Below are 14,535 nucleotides of genomic sequence, written 5' to 3'. Positions count from 1 at the left end.
GTCCGATCACGCCCGGTGTCCGTCAAGCCCGGTGTCCGGTCATGCGCGGTGTCCGGTCATGTCCGGTGTCGTCATGCGACCAGCCCGCCGGGCCCGGCGTCGTCGCGGTACTTCTCCAGGTACTCGCGCTCGTACGCGGTGATGCGGCGTGGCCGCCCGGCCTTGAGGTCGTACGGGACGACGACCGTGGAGGCGCGCGCGTACACCACCTCGGGGCTGTCCGCGGTCTCCGGGTCCTTCACCTCGTAGGCGATGGTGAGGGCCGCGGCGCGCAGGTTCGTCACCCACGACTCGATGGTGACCGGCGCGTGCCGGTGCGCCAGCGGTCGCAGGTAGTCGATCTCGTGCCGGGCGACGACGGAGCCGCCCGAGAAGGACGGTCCGTCGCCCTCGGGCTTGAGCCGGAACATGAAGTCGATGCGGGCCTCCTCCAGGTAGCGGAGGAAGACCACGTTGTTGACGTGCCCGAAGGCGTCCATGTCGGCCCAGCGCAGCGGGCAGTGGTAGAGGTGACGCGCCACGATCGCTCAGCCCCGGGTCAGCTTCTTGTAGGTGGCGCGGTGCGGGCGGGCCGCGTCGGCGCCGAGTCGCTCGACCTTGTTCTTCTCGTACGACTCGTAGTTGCCCTCGAACCAGAACCACTTGGACTCGCCCTCGTAGGCGAGGATGTGCGTCGCCACGCGGTCGAGGAACCAGCGGTCGTGCGAGACGACCACGGCGCAGCCGGGGAACTCCAGCAGGGCGTTCTCCAGCGAGGAGAGCGTCTCGACGTCGAGGTCGTTGGTGGGCTCGTCGAGGAGCAGCAGGTTGCCGCCCTGCTTGAGGGTGAGCGCGAGGTTGAGGCGGTTGCGCTCACCACCGGAGAGGACCCCGGCGGGCTTCTGCTGGTCGGGGCCCTTGAAGCCGAACGCGGAGACGTAGGCGCGCGAGGGCATCTCGACCTGGCCGACGTTGATGTAGTCGAGACCGTCCGAGACGACCTCCCACAGCGTCTTCTTCGGGTCGATGTTGGAGCGTCCCTGGTCGACGTAGGAGACCTTGACGGTCTCGCCGACCTTGATGTTGCCCGCGTCGGGCTCCTCGAAGCCCTGGAGCATCTTGAAGAGCGTGGTCTTGCCCGCGCCGTTCGGGCCGATGACGCCGACGATGCCGTTGCGCGGGAGGGTGAAGGAGAGGTCGTCGATGAGGACCTTCTCGCCGAACGCCTTGTTGAGGTGGTCGACCTCGATCACGACGTTGCCCAGACGGGGCCCCGGCGGGATCTGGATCTCCTCGAAGTCCAGCTTCCTGGTCTTCTCGGCCTCGGCGGCCATCTCCTCGTAACGGGCCAGGCGCGCCTTCGACTTGGCCTGCCGCCCCTTGGCGTTGGAGCGGACCCACTCCAGCTCCTCCTTGAGGCGCTTGGCGCGCTTGGCGTCCTTCGCGCCCTCGACCTTGAGACGGGTCTGCTTCGTCTCCAGGTACGTGGAGTAGTTGCCCTCGTAGCCGATGGCCCGGCCGCGGTCCAGCTCCAGGATCCAGCCGGCGACGTTGTCGAGGAAGTACCGGTCGTGGGTGATGGCGACGACGGTGCCCTCGTACTTCGAGAGGTGCTGCTCCAGCCAGTTCACCGACTCGGCGTCGAGGTGGTTGGTGGGCTCGTCGAGGAGCAGCAGGTCGGGCGCTTCGAGCAGCAGCTTGCAGAGCGCGACGCGGCGCTTCTCGCCACCGGAGAGGTTGACCACGGGCCAGTCGCCGGGCGGGCAGCCGAGGGCGTCCATGGCCTGTTCGAGCTGGGCTTCGAGGTCCCAGGCGTTGGCGTGGTCGAGCTGCTCCTGGAGCTTGCCCATCTCTTCGAGGAGCGCGTCGGAGTAGTCGGTCGCCATGAGTTCGGCGATCTCGTTGAAGCGGTTGACCTTCTTCATGGTCTCCGCGACGCCGTCCTGGACGTTCTCCAGGACGGTCTTCGACTCGTCGAGCGGGGGCTCCTGGAGCAGGATGCCGACGCTGTAGCCGGGCGAGAGGAAGGCGTCCCCGTTGGAGGGCTGCTCAAGGCCCGCCATGATCTTCAGGACGGTCGACTTACCGGCGCCGTTGGGCCCGACAACACCGATCTTCGCGCCCGGCAGGAAGCTCAGCGTCACGTCGTCAAGGATCACCTTGTCGCCGTGAGCCTTGCGCGTCTTGCGCATGGTGTAGATGTACTCAGCCAAGAGAAACCGTCCGGCAGTCTGGATTCTGACAGTCGTCCTAAGGGGGACTCCGCCCTCCCCCGAGCCCCGGGGCCCCGCCGGAGGGCAGACACACCCATCTTGCCGCACGCTCCCCCCCGGGCGGAAACCCGTTCCCCCACGGGGTGCGTGAGCTGGGGGTTTCCGGGGGCAGGGGTGAGGGTGGGGTCACTGGGGGTGACGGGAGCGTGGCGGGGAGGACGTGGGCGCGGTTGTAGGTATCGCGCTGAGCTTGGGCGCAGAGCGCGTCGCGATGAGGCGAGGGGGATCCTGCCGGGGAGTGCGGGCTGCGGACAGGTAGCGGGGAGGGGGTCGAGGCGGCGGGGGCGAGGTGACGGACGGAGCGGCCCCGGGTGGTGCGAGAGAGGAGCGGCCCTGCCGGTACGGGGCGGAGGGGCGGCCCAAGCTGTACGGAGGCGGAGCGGCGGAGGGGGAGGCCCAGGCTGTAGGAGGCGGGGCGACGGTAAGGGGCCGGGACGGCCCGAGGGAACGGGCGGTACGCGATCCCAGGCGGCCGGGGCGTAGCCCAAAGCCGGGCGCCCCAGGCGATACGCGCGGTACCGGGCCCGGTGCGGCCCGCGCGGCGCTGGCCCGAGGCCGCCGTCCTACGTGAACCGGCGGCAACCGGTGGCTCGGCCGGTAGCCGGGGGCGGGCCGAAGTCCCAGGTGGCACGCGCCACGGCGACCACCATTCCGGACCCTGCCGCCCCCGACCGGGCTCCGGGGACAGCGGCCCCGGAGCCCTGTGACGGGCGGCTAGTCCGTCACGGACTGGTCACTCACTGACCGGCCGGCTTGCGGCGCTTGATGAAGAAGACGGTGCCCGCGCCGAGGACCACGAGGACCACGGCCACACCGGCGATCACCGGGGTCGCGCTGGAGCCACCGGTGGCGGCGAGGTCGCCACCCGAGCCCGAGTCCGAGCCGGAGCCCTGCGCGGCGGTCGTCGGCGAGGCGCTCGGCAGCGGGGACTGCCCGCCCGCCGGGCTCGCGCCGCCGCTCGACGCGACCTTGCAGTCGAGGACGCCCTTGAACTCCTTGGTGAAGCCGTTGGGGCCCTTCACCGTGAGGTCGTAGGACTGGTCCTCCTTCACCGGCACGGTGATCGTGGCGGACTTGCCCGCCTCCACCGTGTGCTGCTGACCGGCGAGTTCGAAGGTGAACGGCTTGTCACCCTGGTTGCTCGCGGTCACGTCCACGCCGCTCTTGGCGCAGTTCTTCTCCGCCGAGACGGCGGGTATCGGGCCGCTCTCGCCCCACGTGGCGCTCGCGGTCGCGGAGACCGTCGAGTCGCTGGAACCGGCGAGGATCTGCGTCTGGCTCCGCGTCTCGGAGGCGAAGGCACGCCCCACCGGCACGTTCGTCGTCGCCTGGAGGTTCACCGAGGCCGAGCCCGGCTGTGCCCCCGCGGGAACGTCGAACCACAGCTGCGCGCCGTCCGCGGCCGACTCGACGGCCTTGCCCGCCTTGTCGACGAGCTTGACCCCGGCCGTCGCCGCGTCCCCGCCGACCTCCACCTGCGCCGTGCCGGCGTTGGTGTGGACCGTGACGGGCCCGAGCTTCTCGCCCGCCTTGCCGGAAACCGCCGCGGGCTCAAGGCCCAGCGACGCCTTCGGCTCGGCAACGTTCTGCGCGGCCTTCTCCAAGTAGTCGGCGAGCTTCTCCGCCGCCGGGTCGACCGCGTCGACGTCCGCGCCGTCCGAGTACCGCCAGATCGCCACCTGCGTCCCGGCCGCGGCCGTCCCCTCGGTGAGCGCCCCGCTGCCCGCCTTCGCCGCGAGCCCCGCGAGGTCGTTGACCTGCGGGTAGGAGTTCTCCAGGATCCAGCGGATCTTGCCGGCGTCCGGGTTGGCGTTCAGCGAGGTACCGCTCCAGGGCGTCTCCTGGTACTTCGCGCCGTCCTGGGTCGGGTGGTGGATGTCGATGCAGTAGGTCTGCAGCGCGCCGCCCTGCTCCACGGCCATCGTGAAGAGCCCGGCCTGGACGCGCTGGTCCTTGCCGTTCTCGTGGATCACCGCCGCGTCACTGCTCTTGCTCAGCCCGCCGAGAGTGGCGGTCGCACCTCCCTGGTGTCCGGAAGCCTCGTCCGCCGCCGCCGCACTCGCGCCCGTGATCGCGCCGGTGGCGACGAGTCCCGAGACGAATACCGCTGCGGCGAGGCGGGCGGCACCCCGCCTGCGTACGAAAAACATGTAGTTCCCCTCCGGGCAGGACCCGTGCGGCCTCGCGCCGCGCGTGGGGTGGGGTCCTGCCGACAGAAATTTCGGTGCCAAGTGCCCCGTGGGCCCGGCGGGTCAGAATCCCGCGCGGTCTGCCGGGAATCCTAGGGAGGGGAGACACCCCGCTTCCCCGTCGCACCATCCGACAATCCCATTGCGTCTCAATCGTTATCCCCGCCGGTTCCGTTCCTCCTCAGCTGACCGAAGTGGTCGGTAATACGGATTACATGAGGGCCTGTCAGATCATGGCCGCACGTGCGGGCCTTCCGCTCTCACAGTCAAAGTCGCCCTCAGAACGGCGGTACCGCGTCGGGGTCCCCCAGCGACGCGCCCACGGACACCGCCTCGCGCACCCCCACCAGCGCATCCGTCCCCGTCCCCGTTTTCGCACCAACCCCCTTACTAGGCGCGGAATTTCCTTCCGTTGCCCGCACCCGCCGCTTGGTCGCCGGGCGGCGGGTGGCACGGGCGGGCGTACTGGTGGCGACGGGCTCGGCCTCCTCCGGTGCGGACGGCGCCACCCGCGCTTCCGTGGCCTTGCGCCGGGAGGAAGCCCTCGCACCCGGCTCATCGTCGGGAGCGGGAGGCGTGGTGACCCACGGGACGGGCCGCTTCGCCGCCGGGACCGAAGCCGCGGCTGAGGACGGGCCCGAAGCCGGAACCGTGACCGGAGCCTGGGGCTGGGCCGCGACCGGCGCCGGGACTGGAACCGCGCTCGAAACCGGGGCAACCGGAGCAAGGGCGGGAGCCGGACCGGCAAGGGCAGGAGCCTGGCCGGGGCTCGGGGCCGCCGGAGTCAAGCCCGTACCAGCCGGAGCCTGCCTCTCCTGCCCGCTTTCCCCACCGTCCGCCCCGCCCGAAGACGTGCCCCTCTCCTCCCCGCCGAGGTCAGCCCCCTGCCGCAGGAACATCTCGTCCACCACGTCCACCACCCGCGCCGGCCCCCGCCTCGCAGCCCCGCCGAGGTCCGTCGCCGGGCCCGCCGTCCCCGCCGCGTCCGCGGCCGGTCCCCACGACGCGGGCCCGTACTTCCGCTCCCGCGCGACCACCGTGGCAGCCGCGTCCGAACGCGCGTCGCCACGCGGGGGCCTGCGGAAGGCCGAGGTGCCCCGTGCCAGGTCGTGCCCCACCGAGACGGCGTCGATCTCGGCCGAGAGCCGCCGTTCCCCCTCGTACACCTCGTCCCGCAACCGCAGTCGCCCGTGCACGACGACCGGGTCACCGATCGCCACCGAGGAGGAGACGTTGTGCGCGAGGTAGCGCCAGGTCGCCACCGTGAAGAAGTTGGTGTGCCCGTCGACCCAGCGTTGCTCCTCCCTGTGCCAGCGGCGGCCCGTCACCGCGAGCCGGAAGCGGGCCATGGCCCCGCCCTGCGTCTCGCGGAACACCAGATCGGTCGCCACGTTCCCGACCACCGTCACCATCGTGTCGTTCATCTCGTCCCCCTCGGATCGTCTGCGCGCGGCGCGTTCGGGCACGCCGCACCTGTCGTATGCGCTCCGGTCGCATCGGCTCCGGGCATGCACACACAGTGACAGAGGGAACTGACAGTTCGCACCCGCCGAACGGCGTCCCGACGGCGAAACACAGATCCAAGGCCGCGTTTCCGCAGGTCAGTTCAGAAAACGCGGACACCTCTCACTCGAAAGGATGAGTGAATTTTTCACATTTCGACACTTCGAGGAATTCTCACGTACTGTCACGAGCAGGCCGCGCCGGAGGCAGGCATCCATTGCCGCGCCTCCGCGTCCGCGCCCTCGTCGACCGTGTCCGAGAGGACGCGCCCGAGCCCTCGCGGCGCGCCCACCCGGTTGGCCCGCCTCACAGCCACACGGTCGCCAGCCACACCGTGACACCCGCAGCCACAAGGAGCCCCGCGTTGAGTTCGATCCGTCTGTCCCCGCCGGTCAGGTGCACCGGTATCGCGCCTGCCTGGAGCGCCGTCAAGCCGACCGCCGCCACGAGCGCGAGCCACGGCGCGACACCGGTGAGCGGCGGCAGGACCAGCCCCGCCGCGCCCAGCACCTCGACCACGCCCAGCCCCCTGAGCGCCGGCAGCGGCACCCGGTCCACCCACGCCATCATCGGCCGCAACCCGTCGCGGGAGCGCACGGTCTTGAGGACTCCCCCGTAGGCGTAGAAGAGGGCCAGGAGGCCGGCGAGTATCCAGTACGCGATGTTCATGATCCCTGTCCGCAGAAGTCGGTCCGGGCGGAACGAACCCGCGTGCCCGGAGCTTCGCTCGCACGCGCCGGCCCTCCGCCATCCGCCTCCGATTGCACGACGCGGGGCCCTCCCCCGTCCAAGACCTCTTCCGCACCCCCCATACCCGATCGGTATCGTCCCAGGATGGAGCTACGCACCTTGCGGTATTTCGTGACCGTCGCCGAGGAGGCGCACTTCGGCAGGGCCGCCGCCCGGCTGCACATGAGTCAGCCGCCGCTGAGCCGTGCGATCAAGAAGCTGGAGGCCGGGGTGGGCGCCCCGCTGCTCCTGCGCTCGCCCGCCGGGGTCTCGCTCACCCCAGCCGGGAGCGTGCTTCTGGAGGAGGCGCGGGGACTGCTCGACCACGCCGACCGGGTACGGGAGCGGGTCGCCGCCGCGACGGGTGCGGCGCGGCTCGACGTGGGCATCCTGGGGGACAGCGCCGACCCGGGCGCGAGCCGTCTCGCGGAGGCGTTCCGCGCGCGTCACCCGGGTATCGGGCTCAGGGTGCGGGACACGGATCTCACCGATCCGACCTGCGGACTGCGGGCGGGCCGGGTGGATGTCGCCCTGACGCGGGGCCCGTTCGACGAAACGGGCCTGTCGGTACGCGAGTTGCGGCGCGACCCGGTGGGGGTCGTGCTCCGCGCGGACGACCCGCTGGCCGACGCCGCGTCCCTCACGCGAGCGGATCTGGCGGAGCGTCCCTGGTTCCGGTTTCCGCCGGGGACCGATCCGCTCTGGCAGGACTACTGGAGCGGAGGGACCGGGGAGGGGCCGGTCGTCAGGGTCGTGCGGGAGTGCCTGCACGCGGTGCTGTGGAGCGGGACGGTGGGACTCATGCCGCTGGCCGGCGAGCACTCCGGCGAGTCCACCCCCCGCCGGTCAGTCCCCAGCCGGTCCACCCTAATCCGTTCCGGCCTCGGCCAGTCCGCCCCCGGCCGGTCCGCTCCCGTCCCCCGCCTACGGGGCCCCTTCGGCCACGACCTGCCGCCGGGCCTGACGGTCGTACCGCTCACCGGGATGCCCCCGAGCCGGGTCCTGGTGGCGTGGAACGAGGGCAGCACCGATCCGCTCGTGCGCTCCTTCGTCGCCCTCGCGGCTGCCGCCTACCGTGGCACGGCCCTGACCGGTCCCCCGGGCGAGGCCGGATGAACACCCGGTACCGCCTCCTACACCGTCGCCCCGCCGTGCAACACGCTCTCCGGCACCGTGCGGGAGCCCGTGCCCACGGCGGGCCCCGGTCCCGCCATCCGTACGTACTGCTCGCGCACCTCCTCGTACCGCAGCAACTCCGCCGCCACCGGGTCGAGTACGCGCGCCCTGCCGCAGCCCGCAGCGGCCTCGCGCAGGGTCCGCTCCGCCTCGGCCCCGTAGCGGCGGGCCGGTCCCCTGGCGGCGATACGGCAGGACCACTCGACCGCCGGGCCGCCCACGACGCCCGTGCCCAGGAGCAGCGCCGCGATCGTCACCTCGGGGGCCAGTACCCCGGTCACCTGGGCGAACAGCCACAGTGCGCCGATGACCTGGAGCGCCGTCATGAGCACCTGGGTCGCGACGGCGACCGGCCACCAGCCGGGTCGCGGGGGCCTCGCGGCGGGGCGCGTGGCGCGTTCGGCGAGGGTGTCGAGCGCGCGCGGAAGGCCCTTCGTGCCACGTACCGCCGTCTCGCGGACCGCGACGCCCCACGGTTCGGGCAGGCCGCGCGCGGCCTCCTCGCCCACGGTGCGCACGGCCTGTTCGACCCGTTGGCGCGCGACCGGTTCCGGTTCGCGCGGCGGCTCGGGGGCGGGGCGGGGCTGCTCGGTGGCGCGGCGCTCCTCGTACCGGTGCCACAGCCGCAGCCACGGGGTGCCGCAGGCGCGGTTGGCGTTGCGGCGCCAGGCGCGTTCCGCCGCCTCGCCGGCGGCCGTGGCGCCGACGGCTTCGGCGAGCCGGTCGGCGAAGGCGACGCGGGCGTCCTCGCTGAGCCCGGGGGTGCGCCCGGCCGCGTAGAGGGGGCGCAGGCGTTCGGCGACGAGATCGATGTCGGCGGCGAGACGGCGTGCGGCGGCGCGGCGCTCGCCGACGAACTCGCCGAGCATCTCGCGCAGTTCACCGACCCCTTCGCCGCTGAGAGCGGAGAGGGCGAGGACCGTGGCGCCGGGTTCGCCGTGTTCGCCGAGGGGCATGCCGTCCTCGTCGAGCAGGCGGCGCAGGTCGTCGAGGACGAGGTCGGCGGCCTCGGCGGGGAGCCGGTCGACCTGATTCAGGACGACGAACGTGACCTCGGCGTGCCCCGCGAGGGGGCGCAGATAGCGCTCGTGGAGGACGGCGTCGGCGTATTTCTCCGGGTCGACGACCCAGATGACGGCGTCGACGAGGCCCAGCACACGGTCGACCTGGGCGCGGTGCTCGGCCGCCGCCGAGTCGTGGTCGGGCAGGTCGACGAGGACGAGCCCGCTGAGTTCCCCGTCGCCCTCGGGGGGCAGTACGGGCCGGCGTCGCAGCCGTCCGGGAACCCCGATCCGGTCGAGCAGCCCGGCGGCGCCGTCCGTCCAGCTGCACGCCAGGGGTGCGGAGGTGGTGGGCCGCCGGACGCCGGTGTCGGAGATGTTGGCGCCCGCGAGGGTGTTGAAGAGCGTCGACTTGCCGCTCCCCGTGGCCCCGGCGAGCGCGACGACGGTGTGGCGGCCGGAGAGTCGGCCGCGCGCGGCGGCCTCGTCGAGCACACGCCCCGCCTCGACGAGGGTGTCCTCGTCGAGGCGGGCGCGGGACAGGCCGACGAGTTCGCGCAACGCGTCGAGCCGTTCCCGCAGCGGACCCTCGCGGAAGGCCCGCACCTCCGCCCCGCCGCCGCGGCTGCCGGTGGCCTCGCGCGTCGTGAGGTCCGGGCACGTACCGCCCGGCCCCGCGCGGCGCGCGATGAGCCCGTCGTCGAAGGCCGGGCGCTGAGCGTTCGCCCTGACATCGGTACCGCCCGTGTGCTGGGCGGAGGTGGCGTCTTCGGCGGGGGTTCGGGGGTCCGTCTCGACGGGCTCTGCCCCGGCCCCGAAAGGCTGAGCCCCTTCCGCGACGGGGCTCGTGGCGGCCTGAGGAGTGTGCTCCGCACGTCCCGGAAGCGGGCCGGTCCGGGGCGTGGTCCCGTCGGCCGGGGCGGGCACCCGCGCGGCACCGGGTGTGGCGCCCTCTCCCGGGTGGGAGCCCGACGCGCCTCCGGCGGTGCCCGGCGCCCCGGACGCGCCATGGGCGGCGGCCTCGCCCACGGCGTCGGCCGCAGGGGTTTCGGGTGCCGGGTGCTCCGGGGCGGGGAGGTGGCCGCCGCGCCCCTCGGGGGTGTCGGAGGCGCTGCCGGGGTGGTCCTGGTGTTCGGTGGCGGCGGTGCTCACGCGCTCGCCCCTCCTTCTGTCTCGGCGGCTCGGGCGTGGTCTTCCGCGTGGCCCGCCCCGGCGGCGGCCGGCACCGGACCGCGTGCGGCGGTGTCGGCGGCGGCGAACGCCTCGGGGGCGGCAGCCGCGGCGACGGGGCTCGGCGCGATGGCGGGTACGGGTACGGCGACGGACTCGGGCCGGGGGATGACGGCGGGCCGTACCTCGCGCACCTTCTCCACGACGGAGAGCGCGGCGATGAGCGCGGACTGCGGTTCGTGGCCGATGCCGAGGGCGTCGAGCGGGGCGAGGCGGCGTTCGCGTTCGGCGCCGAGTACGCGGTCGAGGCATTCGCCGAGGAGTTCGCCGCCCCGGTCGCGAAGGCGTACCGCGGCCTCCGCGCCGATCCGTTCGGCGAGCGACTCGCCCGCGACCCCGCCGCGCCGGCCGCCGAGCAGCGCGGTGACGAGGAGCGCCGTGACGGACTCCGGGTCGGGGGCCGTGGAGTGGTCGAGCGCGCGCACCTCTTCCTCCGCGTACTCCTCGACGACTCGCCGCCAGCGCCGGACCGCGACACCGATGCGGTGGGCGAGCGATTCCGTGTCCGCCGTGGAGGAGGGGCGCAGTTCGGGGGCGCGGGCGGCGGGTTCGCGGCGCCAGCGGGCGTCGATGTGCTCGTCCGCGGCGGTGACGGCGCAGAGCAGGAGGGCGGCGAGGCTGTCGACGAGGGCGTCGAGGAGTTCGGCGGAGGTGCAGTCGACCGGGTGGGCCTGCCAGCGCTTGAGGGCGTCCCCGGCGAGGACGGCGCCGTCCTGGAGCCGTTCGTGGAGGCGCGCGTGTTCGAGGGCGTGGGCCTCGTCCACGGCGGTGCTGAGCCGGACGGCGGCGGCGTACTGGGCGGCGACGGCGGCGGCGAGTTCGGGCATGCGGCGGCGCAGGGAGCCGAGCGCGCCGCGTGCCGTGCGGCCGACGGCGCGGGCCCGTGCGTACGGGTCGGCGGCGCGGTGCGCGAGCCAGGCGCGCAGCGGGGCGACGGCGGTGGCGGGCAGGAGCCCTCCTCCGCCGGTGGACTCGGGGAGTTCCGGGACGGTGAAGCGGGGGACGTGGCCGAGCCCGGCCTTGGTGAGGAGTGCCCCGTACCGCTGCGAGACCTCGCCGAGCACCTGGTGGGGCACGCGGTCGAGCACGGTGAGGAGCGTGGCCCGCTGTTCCTTCGCGGTGCGCAGGAGGTGCCAGGGCACGGCGTCGGCGTACCGGCTCGCGGTCGTCACCATGATCCAGATGTCGGCGGCGCAGATGAGTTCGGCGGCGAGGAGGCGGTTGCGGACCACGAGGGAGTCGATGTCGGGGGCGTCGAGCAGGGCGAGTCCGGGCGGCAGGGCTTCGGCGGTCTCGATGCGGAGCACCCGGCCGCGGCTCTCCTCGGCGGTGTCGTAGCCCTCGTCGTCGTAGGCGCCGTACTCGTCCTCGTAGGGAGCGTCGGTTTCCTCGTAGCCGCTGTAACCGGAGTGGTCCGCCGGGCGGGCGGAGTCCTGGCGAGGGACCCAGACGCGGGTCAGTTCGGGGAGGACGCGCAGGTCGGCGAACCAGTGGTGGTCGTCGGGGTGGCAGACGAGCACCGGGTTGCGGGTCGTGGGGCGCAGGACCCCGGCCTCGCTGACCCGGCGGCCGACGAGCGAGTTGACGAGGGTCGACTTGCCCGCGCCGGTCGAGCCGCCGACGACGGCGAGGAGCGGGGCCTCGGGCGTGCGCAGGCGGGGAAGGAGGTAGTCGTCGAGCTGGGCGAGCAGTTCGTCCCTGTTGGCGCGGGCGCGTGGAGCGCCTGGCAGTGGCAGGGGGCAGCGCACGGCGGCGACGCGGTCGCGCAGGTCGGTAAGGGCGTCGAGAAGCTGAGGCCGTGCATCCAAGGTCACCACATGCGCAGAATGCCCGGTTTTGGCGACATATTGAAGCGTTTGGCCGCTTCCGCGTGGCAAGGGAACCCGGGCGGTGGAAGGGAGCGGGAAGGCCGAGGGATAACGAGTGCACAACACCCTGGCACCGGTGGGCCTCAAAACGATGCGTGATTCGCACCTGCCTGCGATTATCGGGACCGCTTCACTGAACCTACACAACGTGGCGCGCAGGCGAAGCAGCAGGGACACGGACCCCGGAGCCCTATCCTTGTCCCCGGCAAGGTCACCGCCCTGCCCGTACCAGGGCTCCCGGCCACCGGCCGCACACGACCGGCCCCCGTAGCTCAGTGGATAGAGCAGGCGCCTTCTAAGCGCTTGGCCGCAGGTTCGAGTCCTGCCGGGGGCGCCACGGGTACTGGCATGCCGCGCCCTCCCTCGGGAGGGCGCTTTCGTCGTGCGGGGGGTCCTGGGTCCCCGGGCGCGAGCCGGAAGTGTCCCTCGCCTCGCCCGCGTCCGGGCTCTCCCCCGCCTCGGACGCGAGGGTGCGGCTCGAATCCGGACAAAGGGATGTACCGCTTGTAGGGGTGTTGTATATCGCCGCATCCTTGGCCTCATGAGTCTCGTCGTGCCCTCCTTCGACATGTCCGCCATGGCCGACTACGCCCACGACTGGGCGCTGGTCGACGTGGAGACCTCAGGGCTGATGGCCCGGCGCGACCGTGTCCTGTCGGTCGCGGTCGTGACGATGGGACCCGACGGGGAGCAGACCGGGGAGTTCTCCACGCTGGTCGATCCCGGGTGCGATCCGGGGCCGGTGGACGTGCACGGACTGACCCGGGAGCGGCTGAGCGGCGCGCCGGCCTTCGACCAGATCGCCGGGCGGCTCGGGGCGATGCTCCAGGACCGTGTTCTCGTGGCCCACAACGCGCAGTTCGACTACGACTTCCTGGCCCATGAGTTCGCCCGCGCCCGGCTCTACCTGCCGGTCACGCGCCGGTTGTGCACCCTGGCGCTCAATCGCCAGGTCGATCCGCCCACCAGGGACATGAAGCTCGACTCCCTGGCGGCGCACTACGGCGTGCCGCGGACAAGGGCGCACGACGCCCTCGACGACACCCGGGTACTGGCCGGGATCTTCCGCGCCACTCTGCGGGAGGCCGCCCGGCTCGACCTTCCGCTGCCTTTCGTGACGTGTCCACCGCGGCAGGACCCGCAGTTCGCCCCGCAGCCGCCGAAAACCCCCTGCGCGTACCGGAATCCGGGGCGCATGGAGCCCGGGGGCCGGCTCGTCCAGGGGATGAAGATCGCCCTCACGGGGCAGACCGCGACGTCGCGGGCCGAGTTGGTCGCCCGCTCGGTGGCCGCCGGACTGAACGTGATGTCCTCGGTCAGCGGGCACACGAGTGTGCTCGTCACCAATGAGCCCGCGTCCGGTTCGGCCAAGGCACGGAGGGCCGCCGCCGAGGGGGTGCCCGTCATCGACGAGCACGCCTTCCTGCGACTGCTCGGGGCGGTGCGGTCCGGCACGCCCCATCAGGCCGCCCCGCCGAACAGCCGATCCGTCCCGGTCGTGCCGGCACCCCGGAACACGCCGTCCGCCCTGCCCGCCGTTCCCACGCCGGGCACACCGTTGGCGGGGCGGCGCGTGCTCGTTCTCGGTGGGTCGCACGAAGCGGCCTCGGCCGCGCGCGCCCGGATCGTGGAGCTGGGCGGGTCCGCCGCCGTCAATCTCTCCCGCAGCGTCACCGATGTCGTCCGCCTCGCCGACGGGCAAGCGGACCGCCGTCTGCCCAAGATCGCCGGACTCGGGCTGCCCGTCCACGACGAGGCGTGGCTCGCCGCTCCGGCATCGGCGGCGCCGCCGAGGAGCGAGGGGGCGGAGCGGGCCGACGCCCCGCGCCCCGTACCGCCGCTCGTCCTGCCTCGCGGTGGCGTCGTCGATCTGCCGGTGTCCTCCCCCGAGGCGGAGCTGTTCACCTGGCGCGCCACCGCGAGCTGGGCGTCCCGGGGGCGGTGCGCGGTCGATGTCGTCGCGTTCGTGCTCGACGAGGACGAACAGGTGACCTTCGACGAGGACTTCGTCTTCTACGGCGCCCCGGAGAATCCCGCCGGGACCGTCCGGCTGCTCACCGACGGCCCGGCGGAGCAGTCCTTCGACCTGTCTCTCGGCGCTCTGCCCCCCGCTTCGCGCCGGATCGTCGTCGCGGCGGCCGTCGACGGGGACGCCACCTTCGGGGAGGTCGGCGCCGTCCAGATCGCCGTCAGCCCCGGCCACGGCGCCGCCCCGCTGGCCCGCGCCACGCTGGACGCCGCCACCACCGAACGCACGCTGATCCTCGCCGAGTTCTACCGACGCGGTCCCGTATGGCGCTTCCGCGCCGTCGGGCAGGGCTACGACCACGGACTCGACGCCCTGGCCCGGGGGTACGGCGTGGACGTCGAGAGCTGAGCGGGAGAGCCACCGCCCGTCTCCACACGGCCCAAGCGACGGAACCGACCGGGCCCGCCGCCCCAGCCGGGTGCGAAGTCGACGCATGGCGTCGAAGACCACCGCGCCCGGCCCCGTGAGACGTACGGCCGACGTCAGGCCGCCCGCGCAGCCGCCGAATCCCACGGCCGCCGCGCGGAGGCCCGGCCCGCTGACCTCCGCGAAGCGCGC

At 73.2% G+C, this 14,535-nt stretch carries 10 protein-coding genes and 1 tRNA gene; 3 read left to right on the top strand and 8 right to left on the bottom strand.

Going from position 1 to position 14,535, the window contains the following annotated elements; genetic code table 11:
* Positions 1-71 precede the first annotated feature (71 nt).
* The 6 genes from STTU_RS21990 to STTU_RS21970 all read right to left on the bottom strand — a co-directional run bounded on the left by STTU_RS21990 (position 72) and on the right by STTU_RS21970 (position 6,613).
* The gene (locus STTU_RS21990) at positions 72-521 is read right to left on the bottom strand and encodes an acyl-CoA thioesterase (RefSeq protein ID WP_007826977.1); all 450 of its coding nucleotides are present in this window, start codon (positions 519-521) and stop codon (positions 72-74) included.
* Between the two features lie 6 nt (positions 522-527).
* A complete protein-coding gene (ettA, locus tag STTU_RS21985; protein ID WP_007826970.1) occupies positions 528-2,192 on the bottom strand; it encodes an energy-dependent translational throttle protein EttA in 1,665 nt (554 codons plus the stop codon).
* Positions 2,193-2,989: 797 nt separating this feature from the next.
* A complete protein-coding gene (locus STTU_RS21980; protein ID WP_007826959.1) occupies positions 2,990-4,402 on the bottom strand; it encodes a Cys-Gln thioester bond-forming surface protein in 1,413 nt (470 codons plus the stop codon).
* Between the two features lie 317 nt (positions 4,403-4,719).
* Positions 4,720-5,865, bottom strand: a complete 1,146-nt coding sequence (locus tag STTU_RS35945; RefSeq protein ID WP_043257645.1) for a single-stranded DNA-binding protein — start codon at positions 5,863-5,865, stop codon at positions 4,720-4,722.
* 263 nt (positions 5,866-6,128) lie between these two features.
* Complete coding sequence (locus STTU_RS35940; RefSeq protein WP_267881232.1) at positions 6,129-6,254, bottom strand: hypothetical protein; 126 nt, start codon at positions 6,252-6,254, stop codon at positions 6,129-6,131.
* On the bottom strand, positions 6,251-6,613 hold the full coding sequence (locus tag STTU_RS21970) for a DoxX family protein (protein WP_007826956.1): 363 nt from the start codon (positions 6,611-6,613) through the stop codon (positions 6,251-6,253). Before STTU_RS21970 ends, STTU_RS35940 begins: the two co-directional genes overlap by 4 nt.
* A gap of 165 nt (positions 6,614-6,778) precedes the next feature.
* Here STTU_RS21970 and STTU_RS21965 point away from each other — a divergent pair, with 165 nt between their 5' ends.
* Positions 6,779-7,789, top strand: coding sequence for a LysR family transcriptional regulator (locus STTU_RS21965; protein ID WP_052862400.1), 1,011 nt, complete (start codon positions 6,779-6,781; stop codon positions 7,787-7,789).
* Positions 7,790-7,806: 17 nt separating this feature from the next.
* On the opposite strand, the gene STTU_RS21960 is transcribed toward STTU_RS21965, so the two are convergent.
* On the bottom strand, positions 7,807-10,002 hold the full coding sequence (locus STTU_RS21960; protein ID WP_106432169.1) for a YfjP family GTPase: 2,196 nt from the start codon (positions 10,000-10,002) through the stop codon (positions 7,807-7,809).
* The gene (locus tag STTU_RS21955) at positions 9,999-11,897 is read right to left on the bottom strand and encodes a dynamin family protein (RefSeq protein ID WP_007826953.1); all 1,899 of its coding nucleotides are present in this window, start codon (positions 11,895-11,897) and stop codon (positions 9,999-10,001) included. The genes STTU_RS21960 and STTU_RS21955 overlap by 4 nt, the downstream gene beginning before the upstream one ends.
* 312 nt (positions 11,898-12,209) lie before the next feature.
* On the opposite strand from STTU_RS21955, the gene STTU_RS21950 reads away from it, so the two are divergent.
* Positions 12,210-12,285: transfer RNA gene (locus STTU_RS21950), tRNA-Arg, on the top strand.
* A 204-nt stretch (positions 12,286-12,489) separates the two neighbouring features.
* The gene (locus STTU_RS21945; protein WP_007826951.1) at positions 12,490-14,325 is read left to right on the top strand and encodes a TerD family protein; all 1,836 of its coding nucleotides are present in this window, start codon (positions 12,490-12,492) and stop codon (positions 14,323-14,325) included.
* The last annotated feature ends 210 nt before the right edge of the window (positions 14,326-14,535 follow it).

It is taken from the genome of Streptomyces sp. Tu6071, assembly GCF_000213055.1.
GTDB lineage: Bacteria > Actinomycetota > Actinomycetes > Streptomycetales > Streptomycetaceae > Streptomyces > Streptomyces evansiae.
The sequence above is the reverse complement of the archived record's forward strand: the minus strand, read 5'-3'. Positions and strand labels throughout refer to the sequence as shown.

Bases quoted from the DNA above. Each gene is read 5' to 3' on its own strand.
- STTU_RS21970 (WP_007826956.1), bottom strand. From the start codon at position 6,613: ATGAACATCGCGTACTGGATACTCGCCGGCCTCCTGGCCCTCTTCTAC.
- STTU_RS21980 (WP_007826959.1), bottom strand. From the start codon at position 4,402: ATGTTTTTCGTACGCAGGCGGGGTGCCGCCCGCCTCGCCGCAGCGGTA.
- STTU_RS21945 (WP_007826951.1), top strand. From the start codon at position 12,490: ATGAGTCTCGTCGTGCCCTCCTTCGACATGTCCGCCATGGCCGACTAC.
- STTU_RS21965 (WP_052862400.1), top strand. From the start codon at position 6,779: ATGGAGCTACGCACCTTGCGGTATTTCGTGACCGTCGCCGAGGAGGCG.
- STTU_RS35945 (WP_043257645.1), bottom strand. From the start codon at position 5,865: ATGAACGACACGATGGTGACGGTGGTCGGGAACGTGGCGACCGATCTG.